General features: G+C 67.9%; 23 protein-coding genes. 17 read left to right on the forward strand and 6 right to left on the reverse strand.

All coding sequences use genetic code 11. The annotated features are described in order from the left end of the window. The first annotated feature begins 10 nt into the window (after window positions 1–10). The 8 genes from cobO (at window position 11) to ABIA30_RS01990 (ending at window position 10,103) form a co-directional block, all read left to right on the forward strand. Window positions 11–625, forward strand: coding sequence for a cob(I)yrinic acid a,c-diamide adenosyltransferase (gene cobO, locus ABIA30_RS01955; protein ID WP_370061586.1), 615 nt, complete (start codon window positions 11–13; stop codon window positions 623–625). Then, window positions 619–1,977, forward strand: a complete 1,359-nt coding sequence (locus ABIA30_RS01960) for a cobyrinate a,c-diamide synthase (RefSeq protein ID WP_370061588.1) — start codon at window positions 619–621, stop codon at window positions 1,975–1,977. Before cobO ends, ABIA30_RS01960 begins: the two co-directional genes overlap by 7 nt. A 19-nt stretch (window positions 1,978–1,996) precedes the next feature. Further along, window positions 1,997–3,226 carry a uroporphyrinogen-III C-methyltransferase gene (gene cobA / locus ABIA30_RS01965; protein WP_370061590.1) on the forward strand — a complete coding sequence of 410 codons (1,230 nt, stop codon included), beginning with the start codon at window positions 1,997–1,999 and terminating at the stop codon, window positions 3,224–3,226. A 55-nt stretch (window positions 3,227–3,281) separates the two neighbouring features. After that, on the forward strand, window positions 3,282–4,814 hold the full coding sequence (locus tag ABIA30_RS01970) for an MFS transporter (protein WP_370063224.1): 1,533 nt from the start codon (window positions 3,282–3,284) through the stop codon (window positions 4,812–4,814). 109 nt (window positions 4,815–4,923) lie between these two features. Continuing rightward, window positions 4,924–6,285, forward strand: coding sequence for an alpha/beta hydrolase (locus ABIA30_RS01975; protein WP_370061592.1), 1,362 nt, complete (start codon window positions 4,924–4,926; stop codon window positions 6,283–6,285). A 35-nt stretch (window positions 6,286–6,320) separates the two neighbouring features. Next, window positions 6,321–6,740, forward strand: coding sequence for a hypothetical protein (locus ABIA30_RS01980; RefSeq protein WP_370061594.1), 420 nt, complete (start codon window positions 6,321–6,323; stop codon window positions 6,738–6,740). Window positions 6,741–6,782: 42 nt separating this feature from the next. Continuing rightward, window positions 6,783–8,279, forward strand: coding sequence for an MFS transporter (locus ABIA30_RS01985; RefSeq protein ID WP_370061596.1), 1,497 nt, complete (start codon window positions 6,783–6,785; stop codon window positions 8,277–8,279). 81 nt (window positions 8,280–8,360) lie between these two features. Then, on the forward strand, window positions 8,361–10,103 hold the full coding sequence (locus tag ABIA30_RS01990) for a proline--tRNA ligase (RefSeq protein ID WP_370061598.1): 1,743 nt from the start codon (window positions 8,361–8,363) through the stop codon (window positions 10,101–10,103). 7 nt (window positions 10,104–10,110) lie between these two features. Here ABIA30_RS01990 and ABIA30_RS01995 read toward each other — a convergent pair whose 3' ends face one another. Together ABIA30_RS01995 and ABIA30_RS02000 are read right to left on the reverse strand one after the other, a co-directional pair. Further along, window positions 10,111–10,581 carry a ferritin-like domain-containing protein gene (locus tag ABIA30_RS01995; RefSeq protein WP_370061600.1) on the reverse strand — a complete coding sequence of 157 codons (471 nt, stop codon included), beginning with the start codon at window positions 10,579–10,581 and terminating at the stop codon, window positions 10,111–10,113. Next, window positions 10,581–11,093 (reverse strand): hypothetical protein, encoded by a 513-nt coding sequence (locus tag ABIA30_RS02000; protein ID WP_370061602.1) that lies wholly within the window; start codon window positions 11,091–11,093, stop codon window positions 10,581–10,583. The genes ABIA30_RS01995 and ABIA30_RS02000 overlap by 1 nt, the downstream gene beginning before the upstream one ends. 108 nt (window positions 11,094–11,201) lie before the next feature. Between ABIA30_RS02000 and rimP the strand changes: the two genes are divergently transcribed. From rimP to ABIA30_RS02035, 7 genes are all read left to right on the forward strand, one after another. Further along, complete coding sequence (gene rimP / locus ABIA30_RS02005; protein ID WP_370063226.1) at window positions 11,202–11,747, forward strand: ribosome maturation factor RimP; 546 nt, start codon at window positions 11,202–11,204, stop codon at window positions 11,745–11,747. Next, the gene (gene nusA / locus ABIA30_RS02010) at window positions 11,744–12,745 is read left to right on the forward strand and encodes a transcription termination factor NusA (protein ID WP_370061604.1); all 1,002 of its coding nucleotides are present in this window, start codon (window positions 11,744–11,746) and stop codon (window positions 12,743–12,745) included. The genes rimP and nusA overlap by 4 nt, the downstream gene beginning before the upstream one ends. 24 nt (window positions 12,746–12,769) lie before the next feature. Further along, window positions 12,770–13,105, forward strand: a complete 336-nt coding sequence (locus ABIA30_RS02015) for a YlxR family protein (RefSeq protein WP_370061606.1) — start codon at window positions 12,770–12,772, stop codon at window positions 13,103–13,105. Window positions 13,106–13,204: 99 nt separating this feature from the next. Continuing rightward, complete coding sequence (gene infB, locus ABIA30_RS02020; RefSeq protein WP_370061608.1) at window positions 13,205–16,033, forward strand: translation initiation factor IF-2; 2,829 nt, start codon at window positions 13,205–13,207, stop codon at window positions 16,031–16,033. Window positions 16,034–16,036: 3 nt separating this feature from the next. Further along, window positions 16,037–16,528 carry a 30S ribosome-binding factor RbfA gene (gene rbfA, locus ABIA30_RS02025; protein WP_370061610.1) on the forward strand — a complete coding sequence of 164 codons (492 nt, stop codon included), beginning with the start codon at window positions 16,037–16,039 and terminating at the stop codon, window positions 16,526–16,528. Continuing rightward, entirely contained in the window at window positions 16,497–17,501 is a 1,005-nt protein-coding gene (locus ABIA30_RS02030) for a bifunctional oligoribonuclease/PAP phosphatase NrnA (protein WP_370061612.1), read from the forward strand. The genes rbfA and ABIA30_RS02030 overlap by 32 nt, the downstream gene beginning before the upstream one ends. Window positions 17,502–17,513: 12 nt before the next feature. Continuing rightward, window positions 17,514–18,815, forward strand: a complete 1,302-nt coding sequence (locus ABIA30_RS02035) for an MATE family efflux transporter (protein WP_370061614.1) — start codon at window positions 17,514–17,516, stop codon at window positions 18,813–18,815. Here ABIA30_RS02035 and ABIA30_RS02040 read toward each other — a convergent pair. Together ABIA30_RS02040 and ABIA30_RS02045 are read right to left on the reverse strand one after the other, a co-directional pair. Next, window positions 18,812–19,411 carry a class I SAM-dependent methyltransferase gene (locus ABIA30_RS02040; RefSeq protein ID WP_370061616.1) on the reverse strand — a complete coding sequence of 200 codons (600 nt, stop codon included), beginning with the start codon at window positions 19,409–19,411 and terminating at the stop codon, window positions 18,812–18,814. The two genes, ABIA30_RS02035 and ABIA30_RS02040, sit on opposite strands and share 4 nt — an antisense overlap. Before the next feature lie 120 nt (window positions 19,412–19,531). After that, a complete protein-coding gene (locus tag ABIA30_RS02045; RefSeq protein ID WP_370061618.1) occupies window positions 19,532–20,278 on the reverse strand; it encodes an enoyl-CoA hydratase in 747 nt (248 codons plus the stop codon). Between the two features lie 86 nt (window positions 20,279–20,364). Between ABIA30_RS02045 and ABIA30_RS02050 the strand changes: the two genes are divergently transcribed. Both ABIA30_RS02050 and ABIA30_RS02055 read left to right on the forward strand, forming a co-directional pair. Beyond that, a complete protein-coding gene (locus tag ABIA30_RS02050) occupies window positions 20,365–20,631 on the forward strand; it encodes a DUF2277 domain-containing protein (protein ID WP_370061620.1) in 267 nt (88 codons plus the stop codon). After that, complete coding sequence (locus ABIA30_RS02055) at window positions 20,628–21,176, forward strand: DUF1802 family protein (protein ID WP_370061621.1); 549 nt, start codon at window positions 20,628–20,630, stop codon at window positions 21,174–21,176. Before ABIA30_RS02050 ends, ABIA30_RS02055 begins: the two co-directional genes overlap by 4 nt. Here ABIA30_RS02055 and ABIA30_RS02060 read toward each other — a convergent pair. Together ABIA30_RS02060 and ABIA30_RS02065 are read right to left on the reverse strand one after the other, a co-directional pair. After that, complete coding sequence (locus tag ABIA30_RS02060) at window positions 21,157–22,755, reverse strand: CocE/NonD family hydrolase (RefSeq protein ID WP_370063228.1); 1,599 nt, start codon at window positions 22,753–22,755, stop codon at window positions 21,157–21,159. The genes ABIA30_RS02055 and ABIA30_RS02060 overlap by 20 nt on opposite strands. Before the next feature lie 70 nt (window positions 22,756–22,825). Then, a complete protein-coding gene (locus tag ABIA30_RS02065) occupies window positions 22,826–23,410 on the reverse strand; it encodes a DUF3558 domain-containing protein (RefSeq protein ID WP_370061623.1) in 585 nt (194 codons plus the stop codon). Window positions 23,411–23,485 lie beyond the last annotated feature (75 nt).

The following is a 23,485-nucleotide window of genomic DNA, read 5'->3' on the forward strand; positions in this document are numbered from 1 at the left end:
GAATTCTGTTATGCCGCAAGGACAACCACTGAGTGTCCCGGAGGACGGGCTGACCACCAAGGCACGCCGCAACGTGCCGCTGCTCGCCGTGCACACCGGCCCGGGCAAGGGCAAGTCGACCGCGGCGTTCGGTATGGCGCTGCGGGCCTGGAATCAGGGCTTCGATGTCGCGGTGTTTCAGTTCGTCAAGAACGCGAAGTGGAAAGTGGGCGAAGAGGCCGCCTTTCAGGCATTGGGCCGGCTGCACGACGAGCAGGGCATCGGTGGACCGGTGCAGTGGCAGAAGCTGGGCTCGGGCTGGTCGTGGACCCGCAAGCAGGGATCCGAAGAGGACCACGCTGCGGCCGGCCGCGAAGGGTGGGCGGAGATCTCGCGCCGGCTGGCCGCCGAGCGTCACGACTTCTATGTGCTCGACGAATTCACTTATCTGTTCAAATGGGGCTGGCTGGACGTAGACGAAGTGGTCGAGGTGCTCCGTTCACGGCCGGGCAACCAGCACGTGGTGATCACCGGCCGCGACGCACCACCGCAGTTGATCGCAGCGGCCGATCTGGTGACCGAGATGACCAAGATCAAGCACCCGATGGACGCCGGCCGCAAGGGCCAGCGGGGTATCGAGTGGTAGCTCCCGCCGTCGTGGTGGCGGCACCGGCCTCGGGCAGCGGCAAGACCACGGTGGCCACCGGTCTGATGGGCGCGTTGCGCCGGGCCGGCCACCGAGTGGCATCGGCCAAGGTCGGACCCGACTTCATCGACCCCGGCTACCACGCGCTCGCGACCGGTCGGCCCGGCCGCAACCTGGACCCGGTGCTGGTCGGCGAGGAACTGATCGGTCCGCTGTACCGCCATGGCAGCTCAGGTGCGGACATCGTCGTCGTCGAAGGCGTCATGGGCCTGTTCGACGGGCGGATCACCGAGCAGCCCATGAGCCCGGCACCCGGGTCGACCGCGCACGTCGCCGGGTTGTTGGGTACCCCGGTGCTGCTGGTGGTCGATGCCCGTGGCCAGAGTCAGAGCATTGCCGCTCTGCTGCACGGCTTTTCGACGTTCGACTCCTCGGTGCGTGTCGCGGGGGTGATCCTCAACCGGGTCGGCACGCCGCGACATGAGCAGGTGCTGCGGCAGGCCTGCGAACAAGCCGGAATGCCGGTGCTCGGTGCCATTCCCCGGGCGGACGAACTCGAGGTGCCTTCCCGGCACCTGGGCTTGGTCACCGCGGTGGAACATGGGCGGCTGGCCCAGCAGGCGGTGGCGGCCATGACCGAACTGGTGGCACGGCATGTGGATATAGAAGCCGTCGTGCGGTGCGCCGGGATCGGAGCGCTGGAAGCGCCATGGGATCCTGGCATCGAGGCCGTTGGCCGGCCGGTCACCGTGGCGCTTGCAGCCGGCAAGGCCTTCAGTTTCGGCTACACCGAGCACGTCGAGTTGCTGGCGCGCGCCGGTGCGCAGGTGATCCCGTTCGATCCGCTCACCGACGGACTGCCCGACGGCGCGCGGGCATTGCTGATCCCCGGGGGATTCCCCGAGCAGTTCACCGCGGAGCTGTCGGCCAATGTCCAAGTGCGCCAGCAGATCGCCGCGCTGGCGCGCTCCGGTGCCCCCGTACATGCCGAGTGCGCCGGGCTGACCTACCTGGTCGATGACTTGGACGGGCACCCGATGTGCGGGGTGTTCGCGGGGTCGGCGCGGTTCACACCGCGGTTGACGCTGGGGTATCGGGACGCCGTTGCGGTGGGCGACTCGTCCGTGCACTCGGCCGGCGAGCGTGTCGTCGGTCATGAATTTCACCGCACCGCAGTCGAATTCGCCGACGAATACTCGCCGGCCTGGGTGTTCCGCGGCGCCGACGGAACCACGATGCGCGACGGGGCGGTACGACTCGGCGTGCACGCCGGGTATCTGCATACCCACCCCGCCGCGCACCCGCAGTCGGTGCGTCGGTTCGTTGAGGCAGCCACTAAACTCGCCGCGTGAAGCGCACGCGAGGAGCACGATGAGTTCTGCTGGGAATGCCTACCTCGTCGGCTTGCATCTCACCGGCAAGAAGGTCGTGGTGGTGGGCGCCGGGAGCGTCGCGCAACGGCGACTGCCGTTGTTGATCGCCAGCGGTGCCGACGTTCACGTCGTGGCCCGCGCTGCCACCCCGGTCGTCGAGGCCTTGGCGGGTAACCCGGCCGGCACCGGGATCACCCTGACCCTGCGCGACTTCCAACCCGACGACCTCGACGGCGCCTGGTACGCGCTGGCCGCCACCGACGACGAAGCCGTCAACGCCGAGATCTCCGCCGAAGCGGACCGGCGCCGTATCTTCTGTGTCCGCGCCGACGCCGGTCGTGAGGGCTCGGCCGTCACCCCCGCATCGGTGGACTACGACGGCCTGACCGTCGGCGTGCTGGCCAGTGGTGAGCACCGGCGCTCCGCGGCAATCCGCACCGCGATCCACGAGGCGCTACAACAGGGCGTCATCAGCGATGCCGAGCCCGAGACCCATACCGGAGTGGCCCTGGTGGGCGGCGGTCCAGGTGACCCGGAGCTGATCACCGTCCGTGGCCGGCGCCTGCTGGCACATGCCGACGTGGTGGTGGCCGACCGGCTGGCACCGCAGGAGCTGCTTGCCGAACTCGGTCCGCATGTCGAGGTGATCGACGCCGCCAAGATCCCGTACGGCCGGGCCATGGCGCAGGAGGCGATCAACGCCGTGCTGGTCGAACGGGCCAAGGCCGGCAAGTTCGTGGTGCGGCTCAAGGGGGGAGACCCCTTTGTCTTCGCGCGAGGTTATGAAGAGGTCCTGGCCTGCACCGAAGCCGGTGTTCCCGTCACCGTCGTACCCGGCGTGACCAGCGCGATCGGGGTGCCTGCGCTGGCCGGTGTGCCGGTCACCCACCGGCACGTCACCCATGAGTTCGTCGTGGTCAGCGGCCACGTTGCGCCAGGGCATCCGGAATCGTTAGTGAATTGGGACGCACTGGCCGTGATGAAGGGCACACTCGTCCTGCTGATGGCCGTCGAGCGGATCGAACTTTTTGCCAAAGTGCTGCTGGAGGGCGGCCGACCTGCGGAAACGCCGGTCTTGGTGGTGCAACATGGATCGACTGCCGCTCAGCAGACACTGCGAACCACCCTTGCCGACGCGCCGGAGGCCATCCGCGCGGAGGGCATCCGACCCCCCGCGATCATCGTCATCGGGGCAGTCGCGGCATTCTCGGGGTTAAAGGATTCTTAAGATTACTGTAAGGTAGCTTTTCATGACGGCTCTCAACGACGCTGAGCGCACCGCCATGGGAATAAACCGCGAACCGCTCTCGATGCACGTCGGGCAGACTGCCGATGAGCGCATGAGCTGGTATCCGACCTGGCTGCCTTCTCCTCGCTTTCTCGCCGCAGTCGTCGCAATCGGCGGTATGCAGCTCCTGGCCACCATGGACAGCACGGTCGCCATCGTCGCGCTTCCTAAGATTCAGGACGAGCTCGGCCTCTCGGACGCTGGACGCAGCTGGGTGATCACGGCCTACGTGCTCACCTTCGGCGGTCTCATGCTGCTGGGTGGACGCCTCGGTGACACCATCGGCCGCAAGCGCACCTTCATCGTCGGTGTCACCTTGTTCACCATCGCTTCGATCCTGTGTGGCATGGCCTGGGATCAGACCACTCTGGTCGTCGCCCGGTTGCTGCAGGGCATCGGTTCGGCGATCGCATCGCCGACAGGCCTCGCACTGGTCGCCACCACGTTCCCGAAGGGCCCGGCTCGCAACGCCGCGACCGCGATCTTCGCAGCCATGACCGGCGTCGGCTCGGTGATGGGTCTGGTCGTCGGCGGTGCACTGACGGTGTTCTCCTGGCGCTACGCGTTCCTGGTGAACGTGCCGATCGGCCTGGTGATGATCCAGCTTGCCCGCACCACCCTGACCGAGACCACCCGCGAGCGCATGAAGCTCGACGCGGCCGGCGCCATCCTGGCGACCCTGGCCTGCACCGCAGCCGTGTTCGGTTTCTCGATGGGCCCGGAGAAGGGCTGGATGTCTCCGCTGACGCTGGGTTCCGGCGCCGCCGCGGCCGTGCTGTTCCTGGCCTTCCTGTACGTCGAGCGCACCGCCGTCAACCCCGTCGTCCCGTTCGCGCTGTTCCGCGACCGCAACCGGGTGGCCACCTTCGCCGCGGTCTTCCTGGCCGGAGGCGTGATGTTCACGCTGACGGTGCTGATCGGCCTGTACGTGCAGGACATCATGGGCTACAGCGCGCTGAAGGCCGGCATCGGCTTCATCCCGTTCGTCATCGCGCTCGGCGTCGGACTGGGCCTGTCCTCGCAGCTGGTGGCGATATTCTCGCCGCGCGTGCTGGTGATCGCCGGCGGTGTCCTGGTCCTGGCCGCGATGATCTACGGCTCGACGCTCAACGGCGGCATCCCGTACTTCCCGAACCTGGTCATCCCGATCACTGTCGGCGGTTTCGGCATCGGCTTGATCGTGGTGCCGCTGACCGTCTCGGCCATTGCCGGGGTGGCGCTCAGCGACATCGGCCCGCTGTCGGCCATCGCGCTGATGCTGCAGAACCTCGGTGGCCCGGTGGTGCTGGCCATCATCCAGGCCGTCATCACCTCGCGCACCCTGTACCTGGGTGGCACCACCGGTCCGGTGAAACGGATGAACCCGGCGCAGTTGCACGCCCTGGATCAGGGCTACACCTACGGCCTGCTGTGGGTCGCTGCGGTCGCGGTGCTGGTCGGTGCGGTGGCGTTGTTCATCGGTTACACCGCCAATGAAGTGGCTGCGGCCCAGGAGACCAAGGAAGCCCTCGACGCCGGCGAACTGTAGTCGTGTGACAGAAGTTACTTATGTGACACGCCTGGGATGAACCGGCAGGTGCACTGATCCGCACATAAATTTGGATCAAACCGTGGGGCGGCTTTCTCGGAGGATCGGTGTGCCTGCATTCGTGACACATGCGTCGCTGATGCACGGCTGGCTGCCGAACCTCATTCAGCTCCTTTCCTTCGTCGTGCTGTGCATCGCGGTCGGACGACGGTCGCAGCGATGGCATCTGCGCCGGCTGCCGCCGGCCGTCACCGTCGGTGTCGCATGCGCCGGCGGCCTGTACTGGTACATCACCTCGCTGGGTATCGCGGGCGATCCTGCCCCGGTCCGGTTGTGGCTGTGGACGGCCTTGTGCGGCTTCGCCGCCGCGATCGCGGTCGTCGGTTGGGGCGGATCGCGATGGTGGGGACGGGGCATGGCCGTACTGGCCGTGCCGATGTCCGGCCTTTGCGCGCTGTTGATGATGAACCTCTGGGTCGGTTACTTTCCGACTCCGTATGTCGCCTGGAACAAATTCACTGTCGGCAAGGTGCCCGACGAGGTCGACCGCTGGACGGTTACCGCCATGCAGCTCAAAGGCATTCGACCCGCGCGCGGCGTCGTCGTGCCGGTCTCGACCACCTCCAGCGAATCGAATTTCGCGCACCGCGCCGAATTGGTCTACCTACCCCCGGCCTGGTTCGCGACCAATCCGCCGCCGCAGCTGCCCACCGTCATGATGATCGGCTCTCAGCTCAACACCCCGTCCGACTGGATCTGGGCGGGCAACGCCAAGGCCAACATCGACAAATACGCCGCCGCGCACGGCGGCAACGCCCCGGTGTTCGTCTTCGTCGATGCCACCGGCTCGTTCAACAACGACACCGAGTGCGTCAACAGCAGCCGCGGTAACGCGTCGGTCCACCTGACAAAAGAGGTGGTGCCGTACATGACCGCCAACTTCGGGGTCAGCCCCGACGCCAAGAAGTGGGGCATCGTCGGTTGGTCGATGGGCGGCACCTGCGCGGTGCAGCTGACCGCTCGCCGACCGGACCTGTTCAGCGCCTTCGTCGACATCGCCGGCGACCTGAGCCCCAACATCGGTACCAAGGACCAGACCATCGCCCGGCTGTTCGGCGGCGACGAGGCGAAGTGGGCCGAGTTCGACCCGAGCACCGTCATGGAGCAGCACGGCCACTACAACGGGGTCTCGGCGCTGTTCGAGGTGCCGGGCTCAGGCCAGGATTGCAGCGCTCCGGCGCCGGGGACCCCACGCGATGCGCTCGGCAATCCCGAGGGACAGGACATTGCGGCCGGCACATTGTGTGCAGAAGCCCATCGCTATGGCATCGACGCCGAGGTGCGTACCCTGCCAGGGCTGCACGACTGGGGGTTCGCCAACGAGGCATTCGCCGACTCGCTGCCCTGGATGTCCGGGGTGCTGGGCACCCCGGGCGCCACGCCGGTGCCGCGCTCGGGAGCCAAACTCTAGGAGCCGCGGTCAGCCACTGGTGCTATGTATGAGGCATGACTACAGCCCATCTCTGGCACCGGCCGGTGACCGTCATCGCGGTCGGCGCGGCACTGCTGACCGCCTGCCAGCGTCCGCCCGCACCCGGCCCGCAGGCCGGTGCGGGCGCGGGCGGAGCGATGCTCAACAACGTCCCCGCGAATCAGGTGGTGCAAGCCATGGGCGCGGCCGGCCTGGCCGTGGGCAATCCGCATGACGTCACCGCCCAGAAGTGCCCTGACATCAAGTGCATCGAGCAGATCGACACGGACGCATTGTCGGTGATCCGCTTCTCCACCACCGGCGCCGCAGAGGCGTACGCCGGGGCCACCACCGGCACCTACCAGGCCGAGAATTTTGTGCTGCAGTTCGGGCCGTCGGTCAGCGTGGACGGCCGGGGTGCCTACGAAAAGGTCGTTACGCAGCAGTTGCACTGAGCTCCCGGGGTTTCCGAGACGGGTTGGGTAGGCTTGCGACCCATGTCTGCCGCGGCTGGTTCGTCGGGATCGGCCGGCCGGGCATTGTCGACGTCGGTGCTGGGGCTGGCCATCGTGGCGATCACCGGCATGCAGTTGATGGCGACGCTCGACGGCACCATCGTCATCGTCGCGCTGCCCAAGATGCAGGCCGAGCTGGACCTGTCCGATGTCGCCAAGAGCTGGGTGATCACCGCTTACGTGCTGACCTTCGGCGGCATGCTGTTGCTCGGCGGCCGGCTGGGTGATGCCATCGGGCACAAGCGGGCGTTCCTGTCCGGCGTGGGCATCTTCACCATCGCCTCCCTGATTTGCGGCCTCGCGGGCGACGACCTCACCCTGATCGCGGCGCGGGCACTGCAAGGCGTCGGTGCCGCCGTCGCCGCCCCTACCGGGATGGCCTTGATCGCCACCACCTACGCCGCCGGGCACGCCCGCAACCAGGCGATGGCGGTCTCGGCCGCCATGCAGGCGCTCGGCTCGGTCTTGGGCCTGATCCTCGGTGGCCTGCTGACCGTCATCTCCTGGCGGCTGGCCTTCCTGATCAACGTGCCGCTGGGCCTCATCGTGATCGCGGTGGCGGTGCTACGGATCGCCGAGACCAACCATGAACGCCTCAAGCTGGATATCACCGGCGCGCTGCTGGTCACCGTCGGTTGTACGGCCGCAGTGCTGGTCTTCACGCAGGGCCCGCCACGCGGCTGGGTCGACCCGCTGGTGATCGGCGCCGGCGTCACCGCGGTACTGGCAGGGCTGGCATACCTGTACGTCGAGCGCCATGCCGAACATCCGCTGGTGCCGTTCTCGGTCTTCGACAACAGGAGCAGGGTCGCCACCTTCGTCGCCTACTTCCTGGCCGGGGGCGTCATGCTCACCGTCAGTGTGATGATCGGCCTGCTGGTCCAGGACGTCCTGGGCTACTCTGCACTGCAAGCCGGTGTCTGCTTCCTGCCGTTCGCGGTCGGCATGGGAGCGGGCAACCTGCTGGCCACCCGGTTCGCGCCGCGCGTCGCACCGCGCGCTCTGGTGATCGGCGCCGGCAGCCTGGTGCTGGCGGCCATGTTGTTCGGCTCGACGCTGCAGCGCAGCGTGCACTATTTCCCGGACTTGGTGGCGCTGTTCCTGGTCGGCGGCTTCGGCATCGGGGTGATCTCCGTGGTGCTGCCACTGTGTGCGGTGGCGCAGGTCGGGCCCCGCGAGATCGGCCCGGTCTCGGCCATCACCCTGATGGTCTACAACCTCGGTGGCCCGCTGATGCTGGTGGTGATCCAGGCAGTGCAGACCTCCCGCACTCTCTATCTGGGCGGCACCACCGGGCCCGTCGGGCGAATGACGCCGGCCCAGCTGGACGCGCTCGGGCACGGCTACACCTACTCGCTGCTGTGGGTGGCCGGGGTGGCGGTGCTGGTCGGTGTCGCCGCGCTGGGCATCGGATTCTCCGCGGCCGACATCGCTCGGGCACAGCACACCAGGGAAGCGGTCGAAGCCGGCGAGCTCTAGCGTCCCCCGTCGCTTCGCTCGCCCCCGGTAGCGTCCCCCGTCGCTTCGCTCGCCCCCGGCAACTCGATAGGGTGGTCCGCTGTGATCACCCGGATGTCCGAACTGTTCCTGCGCACTCTGCGCGACGACCCCGCCGACGCCGAAGTGCCGAGCCACAAGCTGCTGATCCGGGCCGGTTATGTCCGGCCCATCGCGCCGGGGCTGTACAGCTGGCTGCCGCTGGGCCTGAAGGTGCTGCGCAAGATCGAGGGCATCGTCCGCAGCGAAATGAATGCCATTGGCGCGCAAGAGATCCTGTTCCCGGCGCTGCTGCCCAAGGCCCCGTACGAGGCCACCAACCGGTGGACCGAATACGGCGACGGGGTGTTCCGGCTCAAGGACCGCCGGGGCAACGACTACATGCTCGGCCCCACCCACGAGGAGTTCTTCACCCTCACGGTCAAGGGGGAGTACTCGTCGTACAAGGATTTCCCGTTGCGGCTCTACCAGATTCAGACCAAGTACCGCGACGAGGCGCGGCCACGGGCCGGCATCCTGCGCGGGCGTGAGTTCATCATGAAGGACTCCTACTCGTTCGATATCGACGAGGGCGGCCTGAAGAACGCCTACGAGGCGCACCGCGAGGCCTACCAACGGATCTTCGACCGGTTGGTGGTCAAGTACGTCATCGTCTCGGCGGTGTCGGGCGCCATGGGTGGCAGTGCTTCCGAGGAGTTCCTGGCCGAGAGCGAGGTCGGAGAGGACACTTTCGTGCGGTGCGTGCAGTCCGGCTACGCCGCCAACGTCGAGGCGGTGATCACCGCCCGCCCCGACACCTTGCCGATCGACGGGCAGCCCGAGCCGGTGGTGCACGAGACCGGCGACACCCCGACCATCGCCACGCTGGTCGACTGGGCCAACGGCGCGCTGGACCGCGAGGTCACCGCCGCCGACACCCTCAAGAACGTGCTGCTGAAGGTGCGACAGCCCGGCGGTGACTGGGAACTGCTGGCGATCGGCGTGCCCGGGGACCGCGAGGTCGACGACAAGCGCCTCGGTGCCGCGCTGGACCCGGCCGAATACGCGATGATCGACGACACCGACTTCGCCAAGCACCCCTTCCTGGTGCGCGGCTACATCGGCCCGAAAGCCCTGCTGGCCAACGGTGTTCGCTACCTGGTCGACCCGCGTGTGGTGGACGGCACGGCCTGGATCACCGGCGCCGACGAAAAGGGCAAGCACGTGGTCGGCTTGATCGCCGGCCGCGACTTCACCCCGGACGGCACCATCGAGGCCGCCGATGTCCGCGACGGTGACGCGTCACCGGACGGTGCCGGACCGCTGGTGTCGGCGCGCGGCATCGAGATCGGCCACGTGTTCCAGCTGGGCCGCAAGTACACCGACGCGTTCAGCGCCGACGTGCTCGGTGAAGACGGCAAGCCGGTGCGCCTGACCATGGGCTCGTATGGCATCGGGGTGTCCCGACTGGTCGCGGTGATCGCCGAGCAGCACCACGACGAACTCGGCCTGCGCTGGCCGGCTTCGGTGTCGCCGTTCGATCTGCACCTGGTGATCGCCAACAAGGATGCCGAAGTACGGAGCGGCGCGTTCGAATTGGCCGACGAGCTGGACCGTCTCGGCGTGGACGTCCTGCTTGACGATCGGACATCCTCACCCGGCGTGAAGTTCAAGGACGCCGAGCTGCTCGGTGTGCCGTGGATCGTGGTGGTCGGCCGGGGTTGGGCCGACGGCACCGTCGAGCTGCGCAACCGGTTCACCGGAGAGAAGAGCGAGTTGCCGGTCGACGGGGTGGCCGGCGCGATCGCCGCGAGGCTTAGCGGATAACTCGCGGCTATTCGGCGCCGCCCGGGAACGCCACGGTGGCCGGCGTCATGCCGAGCACCTGGCGCCAACGGGCGGCCAGCACCGCGGAGTCGGTGAGCGCCTTGACCGCGAGCTTGCGATCGTCGGCGGAGGTGGCCTGCTCGGCCACGGCCCGCCAGGCCACCGCGGTGTCCTCTTCCATTCGCACCGCGTCCTTGGCGGCGTCATTGGGATTGTCGGCGTCGACCGGCATCAGGTAACCGGCGGCCGGAAGTGGGGTGGGCACCGAACGAGCGGTCAGCGCCGCGATTCCGGCTTCCCGGTTGGCGCGGTGGATAGCCAGCGCATCGGCCACCAGATCGTTGACCTCGGGTGCAGTGTGTGCAGATACCAGCCCGTACCCGTAGATGGTGCCGTGCTCGGCGTCGATGGCGTCGAACAGCGCGGCGTCGGCCGCATTGGACGGACGCGACGATTGAGTGCTGGTGGGCGTCGTCATCAGGCCGCCAGCGCAACGGTGGAAGCGGTGGTGCACGCCGCCGCGATCGAGGCGAGCAGTCCTGCCCGGTACCCGGACAGGTCGACGGCGGCCTGGGTGGCGCCATCGGCGGATTGCTGCAGGGCACCGACCACGTCCTGCGCCGTCGGCGCGGGAGCGGGGACGGCCGAGCTGGTCGCCGCGGCCGCTGAGGTCGCTGAGGTCGCCGAGGTCGTGGTGGCACCGCCGATGCGCTGGATCTCGTCGGACAGTGCTTGGGCATGCGCGTCGCGGATCGAGGCCACGGTGGTCAGCGCGGAAGCCACTTTGGGCTGCGCGGTGATGGCAGCCGTAGCCGCGAGTGCGCTGTCGCTGCGAGCTCGGCCCAATTGGCCGATCAGCACGTCCAGTGCGGGATCGCGGGTCGGCGGTGAGCTACAGCCGGGCAGGGCGCCGCCGAACAGCACGAGGGCTGCGGTGCCGACCAGGACACGTCGCCTGCTGACGGTGGGTAGGGCGTTCGGCACAGCCACATACTGCCATTGTCGGAGGGTCGGGCCCGACGGCTGCCCAGTGCGTCGGTCAATTGGCACTGGCCGGCTGACGTATCGTTGATACTGGATCGACCCCAGGTCGAACCGATCCGCACAACTCAAGATGAGGAGCTCGCCGTGTTGCCGACCCAGGCCCAGGTGCTCGAGCTGCTCACCGACGCGTTCGCCGACGCGGGCTTTGACATCGAAGACGTCCGGGTTCACGCCGAAGCCAAACCTCCGCGGATCGTGGTGGTCGCCGACAGCGACGACGGGCTGAATTTGGATATCGTCGCCGTGCTGTCGCGCAGTGCATCTGACCTGCTCGATCAGGTCGCCGTCGAGGCCGACGCGTACGTTCTCGAGGTCACCTCGCCCGGCGTCGAACGGCCGTTGGCCACCGCCACGCACTATCGGCGGGCCCACGGCCGCAAGATCGACCTGGCGCTTTCCGACGGCACGTCGCTGCAAGCACGGGTCGGACGGTCCGACGGGGTCGAGGTCGATCTGGTGATCGCCGAGCGCGGCAAGCTGTCGGTGCGTCGGGTGGCGATCGCGGATATTACGAAAGCTGTTGTCCAGGTTGAATTTTCACCACCGAACCGGCGCGAGCTGGAGCTGGCCGGGGTGACCCGAGAGGAGGCCGACGAATGAACATCGACATGGCTGCGCTGCACGCCATCGAGGCCGACAAGGGGATCACAGTCGACGTCGTGATCGAGACGATCAAGTCGGCCTTGCTGACTGCGTATCGGCACACCGATGGCCACGAACCCGACGCCTACATCGACATCGACCGGAAGTCCGGCATCGTGCGGGTGATCGCCCGTCAGACCGACACCGACGGCACCGTGATCCACGAATGGGACGACACCCCGGAGGGTTTCGGGCGCATCGCGGCGACCACCGCCCGGCAGGTCATTCTGCAACGCCTGCGGGACGCCGAGAACGAGAAGAACTACGGCGAGTTCGCCGCGCGCGAGGGCGACATCGTCGCCGGCGTGATCCAGCGGGACGCCCGGGCGAATGCCCGTGGCCTGGTGATGGTCCACGTCGGTACCGAGGCCAAGGGCTCCGAGGGCGTGATCCCGGCCGCCGAGCAGGTGCCGGGGGAGCGCTACGAACACGGCGACCGGGTGCGTTGCTACGTGGTCGGCGTCGCTCGTGGTGCCCGCGAGCCGGTGATCACCCTGTCGCGCACCCACCCGAACTTGGTGCGCAAGCTGTTCTCGCTCGAGGTTCCCGAGATCGCCGATGACTCGGTGGACATCGTCGCGGTGGCCCGTGAAGCCGGGCATCGGTCCAAGATCGCGGTCGCCTCGCGGGTGCCGGGCCTGAACGCCAAGGGCGCCTGCATCGGGCCGATGGGGCAGCGGGTGCGCAATGTGATGAGCGAGCTGTCCGGCGAGAAGATCGACATCATCGATTACGACGAGGACCCGGCCAGGTTCGTGGCCAACGCGTTGTCTCCGGCCAAGGTGGTCTCGGTCAACGTCATCGACGAGGTGGCTCGGGCGGCCCGAGTGATCGTGCCGGACTTCCAATTGTCGTTGGCGATCGGCAAGGAGGGGCAGAACGCCCGGTTGGCCGCCCGGCTCACTGGTTGGCGCATCGATATTCGTAGTGACGCAGCCGACGCCGGGTCGGACTGACCGCGATTGAATTACATCGGCTGGATGCAGGTAGACTGCGGTGTGATCCAGCGCGAGACTTCGGCCGCTCCGGTGCGTACCTGCATCGGATGCCGGAAGCGAGAGCTGGCTGTCGATCTGCTTCGGGTGGCCGCGGTACACGACGGGGATGGCAAATGCGCCGTCTCGGTCGATGCAGCGGGTAGCCTGCCGGGTCGGGGCGCGTGGCTGCACTCCGATCAGCAGTGCCTGCACGCGGCACTAAGACGGCGAGCATTTGGGCGAGCGTTGCGGATCACCGGTTCGCCGGACACCTCCGCGGTGGAAGAGTTCTTCAGGGTTTCTGATGGACTCGGTCCAGCGCGGCAACAGAACAGGTAGCGAAGAACATGAGCACACCGTGAAGTCCCGATGACCATGCGTCATAGCTAAACCGAGGCGCGGCCTACCCACCGCTGACGCCTCACGATGAGGAGAGAAGTGGCAGCAGGTAAGGCACGTGTACACGAGTTGGCCAAGGAACTCGGTGTTACCAGTAAGGAAGTACTCGCCCGACTGAGCGAACAGGGCGAATTCGTAAAATCAGCATCGTCGACCGTCGAGGCGCCAGTGGCCCGCCGGTTGCGCGAGGCGTTCGGTACCGGATCGGCACCGAAGGCCGAGGCCCCCGCAAAGCCGGCAGCCAGCGGTCCCAAGCCGGGCGCACCCCGGCCCGCGGCTCCCGCTCCGGCCGCTCCGGCTCCCGTGGTGTCCACCGGTCCGAAGCCGGCTGCACCCAAGCCCCCGGCGCCTGAGGCGCCCGTAGCTCCGCAGGCCCCCGTGGCTCCGCAGGCTCCCGCCGAACCGGCCGAACCGGCCGCCGCGGCCGGCGCTCCGGCCCAGCCGCGTCCGGCCGCCCCGGGTCCGCGCCCCGGCCCGGCGCCCGGCGTCCCCGGAGCTCCCAAGCCTGCCCCGCGTGCTCCGCGGGTCGGCAACAACCCGTTCTCCTCGCAGCAGCCGGTCGAGCGGCCGGTGCCGAGGCCCCAGGGTCCAGGGGGTCCTAGGCCCGGCCCAGGCGCCGGCGGTCCGCGCCCAGGTGGCGGCCCACGTCCGGGCGTCACTCCCGGCAACATGCCGCCGCGTCCGCCAGGTGCCCGTCCGGGTGCCGTCGGCCGTCCCGGTGGTCCGCGTCCCGGCCCCGGTGGCGGTCCCCGTCCCGGTGGCGGTGCACGTCCCGGCGGTGCCGGTGGTGGCGGTAACTACCGCGGCGGTGGCGCCGGCGGTGGTGCTGGCGCCGGTGCTGGTGCCGGTGCCGGTGCCGGTGGTGGTTTCCGCGGTCGCCCCGGCGGTGGCGGAGCCCCCGGCGGCGGTGGTCCCGGTGGTGGCGGTGGCCGTCCCGGTCAGCGCGGTGGCGCCGCAGGTGCCTTCGGGCGTCCCGGTGGCGCACCCCGTCGCGGTCGTAAGTCGAAGCGGGCGAAACGCGCCGAGTACGAGAACATGCAGGCGCCGATCGTCGGTGGCGTGCGGTTGCCGCACGGCAACGGCGAGGTCATCCGGCTGGCCCGCGGCGCGTCGCTGAGCGATTTCGCCGAGAAGATCAACGCCAACCCGGCCGCGCTGGTGCAGGCGCTGTTCAACCTCGGTGAGATGGTCACCGCCACTCAGTCGGTGGGCGACGACACCCTGGAGCTGCTGGGCAGCGAGATGAACTACGTCGTCCAGGTGGTCAGCCCCGAGGACGAGGACCGCGAGCTGCTGGAGTCGTTCGACCTCACCTATGGCGAGGACGCCGGCGACGAGGACGACCTGGCCAGCCGGCCGCCGGTGGTCACCGTCATGGGCCACGTCGACCACGGTAAGACCCGACTGCTGGACACCATCCGTAAGGCCAACGTCCGCGAGGGCGAGGCCGGTGGCATCACCCAGCACATCGGTGCCTACCAGGTGCTGACCGAGCTGGATGGCAGCGAGCGTCTGGTGACGTTCATCGACACCCCGGGTCACGAGGCGTTCACTGCCATGCGTGCCCGTGGTGCCAAGGCCACCGACATCGCGATCCTGGTGGTCGCCGCCGATGACGGCGTCATGCCGCAGACGGTGGAAGCCATCAACCACGCCCAGGCCGCCGATGTGCCGATCGTGGTGGCGGTCAACAAGATCGACAAGGAAGGCGCGGATCCGCAGAAGATCCGGGCGCAGCTGACCGAGTACAACCTGGTGGCCGAGGACTACGGCGGCGAGACCATGTTCGTGGACATCTCGGCCAAGCAGGGCACCAACATCGATGCGTTGCTCGAAGCGGTGCTGCTGACTGCCGATGCCTCCCTGGACCTGCGGGCCAACCCCGACATGGAAGCCCAGGGTGTGGCCATCGAGGCGCACCTGGACCGCGGTCGCGGCCCGGTCGCCACGGTGCTGATCCAGCGCGGCACGCTGCGGGTCGGCGACTCGATCGTCGCCGGCGATGCCTACGGCCGCGTCCGCCGCATGGTCGACGAGCACGGTGAGGATGTCCACGAGGCGCTGCCGTCGCGTCCGGTCCAGGTGATCGGCTTCACGTCGGTGCCCGGCGCCGGCGACAACCTGCTGGTAGTCGACGAGGATCGCATCGCCCGGCAAATCGCCGACCGGCGCAGCGCGCGCAAGCGCAACGCTCTGGCCGCGCGCAGCCGCAAGCGGATCAGCCTGGAAGACCTGGATTCGGCGCTGAAGGAAACCAGCCAGCTGAACCTGATCCTGAAGGGCGACAACTCCGGTACCGTCGAGGCGCTCGAGGAGGCCTTGATGGGCATCCAGATCGACGACGAGGTGGAACTGCGCGTCATCGACCGCGGTGTCGGTGGCGTCACCGAGACCAACGTCAACCTGGCTTCGGCCTCGGACGCGATCATCATCGGCTTCAACGTCCGTGCGGAGGGCAAGGCCACTGAGCTGGCCAACCGCGAAGGCGTCGAGATCCGCTACTACTCGGTGATCTACCAGGCCATCGACGAGATCGAGAGCGCGCTCAAGGGCATGCTCAAGCCGGTCTACGAGGAGAAGGAGCTCGGCCGCGCCGAGATCCGCGCGATCTTCCGGTCGTCCAAGATCGGCAACATCGCTGGTTGCCTCGTGCAGTCGGGCATCATGCGGCGCAACGCCAAGGCCCGTCTGTTGCGCGACAACATCGTCATCGCCGAGAACCTCACGGTGTCTTCGCTCAAACGCGAGAAGGACGACGCCACCGAGGTGCGCGAGGGTTACGAGTGTGGTCTGACGCTGACCTACAACGACATCAAGGAAGGCGACGTCATCGAGACGTACGAGCTCGTAGAGAAGGCTCGTACCTAGGCGATGGCAGATCCAGCACGGGCCAAGAGATTGGCCAAGCGCATATCGACGATCGTCGCCTCGGCGATCGAGTATGAGATCAAGGATCCGAGGCTGGACGGCGTGACGATCACCGATGCCAAGATGACCGGTGATCTGCACGACGCCACGCTCTACTACACGGTCATCGGGACCAGCCTCGACGAGGAGCCGGACTATGACGGCGTCGCGGCTGCCCTGGAGAAGGCCAAGGGTGCGTTGCGCACGAGAGTCGGTGCGGGGACCGGAGTGCGGTTCACCCCGACGCTGACTTTCGAGCGTGACACCGTGCCGGACGCAGCTCTGAAGATGGAGGAGCTGCTGGCCGCGGCCCGTGCCGCAGACGCCGACGTGGCGCGGATCCGCGAGGGCGCCACCCACGCTGGTGACGCCGACCCGTACCGTGTCAGTGGGGAGAGCGACAACACGCCCGAGGGCTCCGAGGATGCAGGTGACCGCGATCGAACCGACGACTGAGGCACGGCCGCAGGGTGCGCGGGTTGACGCGCGCGGTGCGGCCGAGCTTCTCGGCGAGGTCGACAGCGTCAGCGTCGCCTGCCACGTGTACCCGGATGCCGACACCATCGGTGCCGGCCTGGCGCTGGCCCTGGTGCTCAGCGAGTCAGGCAAAGATGTTCAGGTCGGCTTTGCCACACCTGCTCAGTTGCCGGAATCGCTGCGGACCCTGCCGGGTGGGCATCTGTTGGTTCCGCCCGCGCAGATGCGGACCGACGCCGACCTGGTGGTCACCGTCGACATCCCCAGCGTGCATCGATTGGGGTCGCTGGCGCGGCTGGTCGATCCGGATCGCCAGGTGCTGGTGATCGATCACCACGCCTCGAACAGCCTGTTCGGATCCTCGAATTTCGTTGACCCGTCGGCGGATTCGACCACGTTGCTGGTGGCTGAGCTGCTCGACGCCTGGGGCAAGACCATCGGTCCCGACGTCGCGCATTGCCTGTACGCCGGGCTGACGACCGACACTGGATCGTTCCGGTGGGCCAGCGCCCGGGCCCACCGGTTGGCGGCCCGGTTGCTGGAGATCGGTGTGGACAACGCCTCGATCAGCCGGACGCTGCTGGACACCCACCCGTTCTCCTGGCTGCCGATGCTGTCGCGGGTGCTGTCCTCGGCGCAGCTGGTGCCCGACGCGGTCGATGGCCGCGGCCTGGTGTATGCCGTTGTGCCGCACGAAGAATGGGCACAGGCGCGTTCCGAGGAAGTCGAGAGCATCGTCGACATCGTGCGGACCACATCGCAGGCCGAGGTGGCTGCGGTGTTCAAGGAGATCGAGCCGCAGCGCTGGTCGGTGTCGATGCGGGCCAAGTCCGTTGACCTGTCAGTGGTGGCCAGTTCGTTCGGCGGCGGTGGGCACCGGTTGGCGGCAGGTTACTCAGCCACCGGTGCTGCCGACGGCGCCGTCGCGGCCCTGATCGCCGCCTTGCGCTAAATCGCACCGCGCGTGACACCAGAGCAGCAGGCGACCGGCCGTCGTATTGCCGCCCTGGCGTTCCCGGCTCTCGGGGTGCTGGCTGCCGAACCGATCTACCTGTTGTTCGACACCGCCGTGGTCGGTCGGTTGGGAGCGCTGCCGTTGGCCGGGTTGGCGATCGGTGGGCTGATCCTGAGCCTGGTCTCCTCGCAGCTGACTTTCTTGTCTTACGGGACCACGTCGCGTTCGGCTCGGCTATTCGGCGGCGGGGACCGCGCCGGTGCCGTGGGCGAGGGCGTTCAAGCCACCTGGCTGGCTTTGGGTATCGGCCTGTTGATCGTGTTGGTGGTCGAGGCTGCCGCAGTGCCGCTGGTGGGTGCCATCAGCGGCGGAGGCGCCATTGCGGCTGCGGCCCTGTCGTGGTTGCGGATCGCGATCCTGGCAGCGCCGGCGATCTTGGTCTCGATGGCCGGCAACGGTTGGCTGCGTGGGGTGCAGGACACTGCTCGCCCGCTACGTTATGTGCTTGTCGGCGTGGGCCTTTCGGCGTTGTTGTGCCCGCTGCTGGTGTTCGGTTGGGCGGGGTTTCCGCGGTTGGGTCTGGCCGGTTCGGCGGTGGCCAATCTGACTGGTCAGTGGCTGGCCGCCGGGTTCTTCGGCTGGGCGCTGCTCTCTGAGCGGGTCCCGTTGCGGGTTCGGCCGTCGGTGCTGCGGGCGCAGCTGGTGATGGCGCGCGATCTGGTGTTGCGGTCACTGGCGTTCCAGGTGTGTTTTGTATCCGCGGGGGCAGTGGCGGCACGCTTTGGTGCCGCGGCGGTGGCTGCCCACCAGGTGGTGCTGCAGTTGTGGAGTTTCCTTGCGCTGGTGCTCGATTCGCTGGCCATCGCCGCTCAGCAATTGGTCGGTGCGGCACTGGGCGCGGGGCAGCCCGCGCAGGCCAGGGCCGTCGCTTGGCGGGTGACCGGCTTCTCCGCGATTGCGGCGCTGGCGCTGGCCGCCGTGTTCGCGATGGGCGCCCCGGTGCTGCCCGGTCTGTTCACCTCTGACGCGGGGGTGCGCGCCGCGATCGGGGTGCCGTGGTGGTTCATGGTGGCCCAACTACCGGTTGCCGGTGTGGTCTTCGCGCTGGACGGCGTGCTGATCGGGGCGGGGGACGCAGCCTTCATGCGGACCGCGACGTTGATCAGCGCGCTGGTGGGGTTCCTGCCGCTGATCTGGTTGTCATTGGTTTTCGGTTGGGGACTGGCGGGCATCTGGGCCGGGCTCAGTACGTTTCTGGTGCTGCGGCTGGCGTTCGTCGGCTGGCGGGCGCAGTCCAATCGCTGGCACTAGTCCAACCCTCCCTCGCGAGGGTGCGCAAACTGCTCATTGCGCGTAGCCCACCGCCGACCATCGCGGGGGATCGATGCGAACCTGAATCTGGGTGAACCGGCACCGGCCAACCGGTCTTTGATCTCTGCCGGGTCAATCGGGTTGTAGGTGTCGTCGTTGTGCAGGGCTTCGAGTTCCTCGCTGCCGATGCTGTCGCTGACCACCAGCGGTGCGCCGGGCCGCAGCACTCGTGCGATCTCGGACAACAGCCGATCCTGCATCTCGGTAGTCGGTACATGGTGCAGCATGGTGAAACACGCTGCGCCGGTGAACTTTTCGTTCTGGAAGTTCAGTGCGGTGGCGTCAGCCCGAACGATGCGAACCGACGGTGTAGCGGCGAACCGCTCTTGCAGCATTGCAGCCAGCTGCTCATCGACTTCCACCGACGTCAACCGGGCCGTCATCGTGCTCAGGACGTCGGTGGTCGCGCCGTATCCGGGGCCGACCTCCAGGACGTCGTTGCCGAGGCTGGCGTCGCCCAGCGCCCACGGGAAGACGACGTCGCGCATGATCTCACGCCATTCCTCGCTGCCGCAGACCTGGTGTGCTTCGTTCATGGCTGTCAATGTAGCCATGCCGGCTGACGGGTAGCCCGCTCGTCGCTCGCGAGCGGGCGCAAAATCCACGCCCCGCCAGGCGTGTCGGTATGCAACCATGCATCCCCGCCGGAGTTGAGATCAGAGTTGGGTGCGGCCGCGTTGCATCACGGCGTCGCGATTGGCGGCGATCTCGTTGCCGACCACGTCGTTCCATTCCCGTGCCGATGAGGCTTCGATCCACAGCCCCGCGTCCGTCTGGGAGGCATCGATTCGGTGATAGGAATCCAGCAGGGCGCGAACGGCCTTTTGGTTGTTGCCGACGATCGACGCTGCGACCTTGTGCGTGGCCGTCAGCAGCTCGTCGTGCGGTACCACCTCGGTGACAAGACCGGCCCGCAGCGCCTCGGGGGCCGACAGGTAGTCGCCGGTCAGGCTCATCCGGCGGGCCAGCCCGACCCCGACCTTCTGGGGTAGCCGCACGCTCAGGCCCCATGTGGGCAGCAGGCCGACCCGGGCGTGGGTGTCGGCGAACTTGGCGTTCTCCGACGCGATCAGGATGTCGCAATACAGTGCCAGTTCCAGGCCGCCGGTGACGGCTGCGCCGTTGATCGCACCGATCACGGGTTTCGTCAGATTCGGCCAGCGCGGGGAGATGTCCGGCAGGTCGGCGCCTTCACCGAGCTCCTTGAGGTCGAGCCCCGCGCAGAACACCGGATCGGCTCCGGTCAGGATCAGCACGTCGACGTCCGGATCGCTCTCAGCCTGCCGCAGTGCACCGTAGAAGGAGTCGCGCAGCTCCGAGGACAGCGCGTTGCGCGACTGCGGACGGTTCAGGGTCAGGGTGCGCACCCGATCGGTGGTGTCGATCAGCAGGCTGTCGGTCACTTCGGCTCCTTGCGTCGCGGCCGGTGAGGGCTCGGCGGTTCACCGACACCGTAACCCGCGTCGCAATCGCGCCTATCGTGGAGTCCATGTGCCGCAACATCACCGAACTGCGTGGGTTGGAGCCGGCGGCCACCGACGTGGAGATCGAGGCCGCTGCTCGCCAGTACATCCGCAAGGTCAGTGGCATCACGCGTCCGACCGAGGCCAATTCTGCGGCTTTCGAGGCCGCGGTCGCCGCGGTCGCCCAGGCTACGGAGCGACTGCTGGATCAGCTTCCGGCCCGCCGTCAGCCGCCCAAGACGGTCCCGCCGCTGCGTCGTCCGGAAGTGCAGAACCGGCTGGCTGCCAAGTGAACTCGCCGGCGCTCAAGGAGTGGAGCGCGGCCGTGCAGGCACTGCTCGACGGGCGGCAGACCGTTCTGCTGCGCAAGGGCGGTATTCACGAGAAGCGATTTGCCGTCCAGGCGCCGGAGTTCGTCTTCTTCCCGACCGTCGCGCACAGCCATGTCGCGCGGGTACGTGCTGAACTTCGCGGCTTGGTCACCGCCGGGGAGCGAGACAGTACCGAGACTGCGTTGACGATCCGGGGTGGAGCGAAAGTGGTTGCCGCCGTGGAAGTCCAGCGGCCGGAGAACCTTGAAGACATTGCCGATCTGCATATCTGGACCGCTGAGTCCGTCCGCGAGGACAGGCTGGACTTTCGGCCCAAGCACCTGCTGACGGTGCTGGTGGTGCAGGCTCGTCCGCTGCTGGCCCCGGTCACGATCGCCCGCACTCCGGAGTATGCCGGTTGCCGCAGTTGGGTGGATCTGCCGTTGACTCCGCAGTGGGGCGCGTCGGTGCGCGACGACGCGCTGCTGGGCGCCACCGCCGACAGGGTCAGAGAGTCGGTCGGCTGAGGAGTTCGGTCACCGGCAGGGTCAGGCGGGACTCGGCCCCGAAGTGAATCCGATGGGTCGCGGGTACCAAACGCCGTCCCGTCGCATAGGGCTCGTCGGTACCGAGGTTGCGTGCATACCGGGGATGGCAGCCACCGGCGATCAGCACCCGGATCCGGGAGCCGGCGCGCAGCCGGTGACCGACCGCGTCGAGTTCCAGTCGTATCCGCTGTGGGTTGTCCGAATCGCCTGTCAGCCTTTGGAATCCGTCGCTGAGATTCCGGGATCGGCCTCGCGCGTCGATTTCACTGATCCGCACGAAGACGTCCCGGTAGGGGTTGTCGCAGGAATGGGCCAACTCGATCACCGGAGTGCCCAGGAGATCGACGTCGGCGGGCAGCGGCGCCCCGGTGAACACCACGGTGTCGCCACGCTCGGCCAGCGCCGCGTCGTCGAGATACCCGCCCTTGCCGGACAGTAGCCGGCCCCCGACGGTCGGAGTCGGGTCGGCCGGGTCGAAGGTGAATGTCGACGGCACGTCAGCCACTTCCGGCGGGTTGGCCGAAAGTTGTTGCGAAGGAGCGAGATACAGCGTCATGTCGGTGACCGCCGGCGGCCAGTGTGGCAGCGGGACCCAGCCGTGGTGGTTGATCTCTGCGTGTACTGCCGATCGGTCGACCACGGAGCCGCCGGCCAGGTGGCCCTCAAGCCAGTCCAGCGACTCTCGCAGCACCCGGGCTCCGCCTCGGGTGATCACCTGCGTGTGCGTCCAGGATCCGATGGTCAGTGCGGTCGTCACACCCCGGCTGTGCAGCCGTTGGAACTGGGTCAGCGACTGCTCCAGGAACAGATCCTGCCAGCCGCTGAACAGCAGCACCGGCACCTCGACCGTGTCCAGGGCTGCATCCAGTGCCATCGACTCCCAGAACGGATCGTCGGTGTCGGGGTGGCTCAGCCAGGACTCATACCAGCGCGCGCCGCTGCCCAGCAGCGCCCGGCCGGCCGCGCCGGCGGGTACCTCGGCGGCGGTGCGGATCACCGCCTTCGGGGTCCGCATTTGTCGCAGCAGGCTGCGCAGACGGCTCGGATCCTCCTGGTGGGCCATCATGTCGCTCCAGCCCAGGAAGTTGGCCAGGGTGAAAGACCCGGTGCCCCAGCTGGACTGGGCGAAATCATGCGGCCCGACGGCGATGATCGCGGCCTTGAGCTCCGGTGGTGGATCGGCCAGCAGGGCCCACTGGGTGAAGCCGAGATACGACAGCCCCATGGTCGCGAACGACCCGGTGAACCACGGTTGGTCGCGCAGCCAGGCGACGGTGTCCGCGCCGTCGGCGATCTCGTGGACCATCGGTTCGAACACGCCGCCGGAACCGAAGGTGCCCCGGACGCTCTGCAGCAGCACGTGGTAGCCGCGGGCCGCGTAAGCCATGCCGTACAGGGTGGAGGTCGGAAATGTCCGCCCGTAGGGGCAGCGCACCAGCACGGTGCCCTTGGCCGCTCCGGCGGGCGCGTAGTGGTCGCCGACGAGTTCGACGCCGTCGCGCATCGGGACGCGGACCCGGGTGACGGTGTAGTCCGTCGTCGGCGGGGGTACGTCCATGACGCGGCTCAGGGCCCGGTGGAGGTAGCGGGAAAGGCGCACGATTCGAAGGGTACTGAGCCCCGACCGGTCAGAACTTGTAGAACGGCACCAATTGGTTGGCCCGCTGCAGGTTGGTCTGCAGGCAGTCCGGCCGGTCCGGGGACTCGATCGGCGAGTAGAACAGCGACTGATTGATCAGGCCGTAGTGGGTCTTGAAGGTGATCATGCACGTGGTCCACCACCGGTCGTTCCAGTCGGTCGGCTTCATGATCCAGTACTGCGCGGCGCGGTGCCCAGCGATGTTCAGTTCGACTGCGTCGGGCGGGATGGTCTTTTCGTAGGTGCGCCACACGATCGGCTCGACGGCCATCTGGTAGTCGCCGGCGTCGTAGTGGCAGCGCAGGCCGTCCTCGTGATCGGGCGGGGTGAAGCCCAGGCCGATGCCGTTGGTGACGTCGATCGGGATCTGATCGCACGGGTCGAACGGACTCGGGTCGGTGGTCGCGATGATCGGCCATTTGATGGACGTGGTCGCCCCGGTGATCGGTGCCGAGGTCGATCGCAGGTCCACGCCGCCGTTGCGCGTCTGACCGACAGGATCCGACTGCCAGACCACGATCACCGCCGTCAGCAGTGCGCACACCGCCGACAGCAACCGCAGTTTCGTCGTCATGGGAGTCCCTTCAGCCTTACGTGATGCGACCTACGTTGCGGGGGAGTCTACAAGTCGCCCAGGTCACATCCGACA

Origin of the sequence: Mycobacterium sp. MAA66, assembly GCF_041261665.1 — a bacterium.
In the GTDB taxonomy this organism is placed as follows: Bacteria; Actinomycetota; Actinomycetes; order Mycobacteriales; family Mycobacteriaceae; genus Mycobacterium.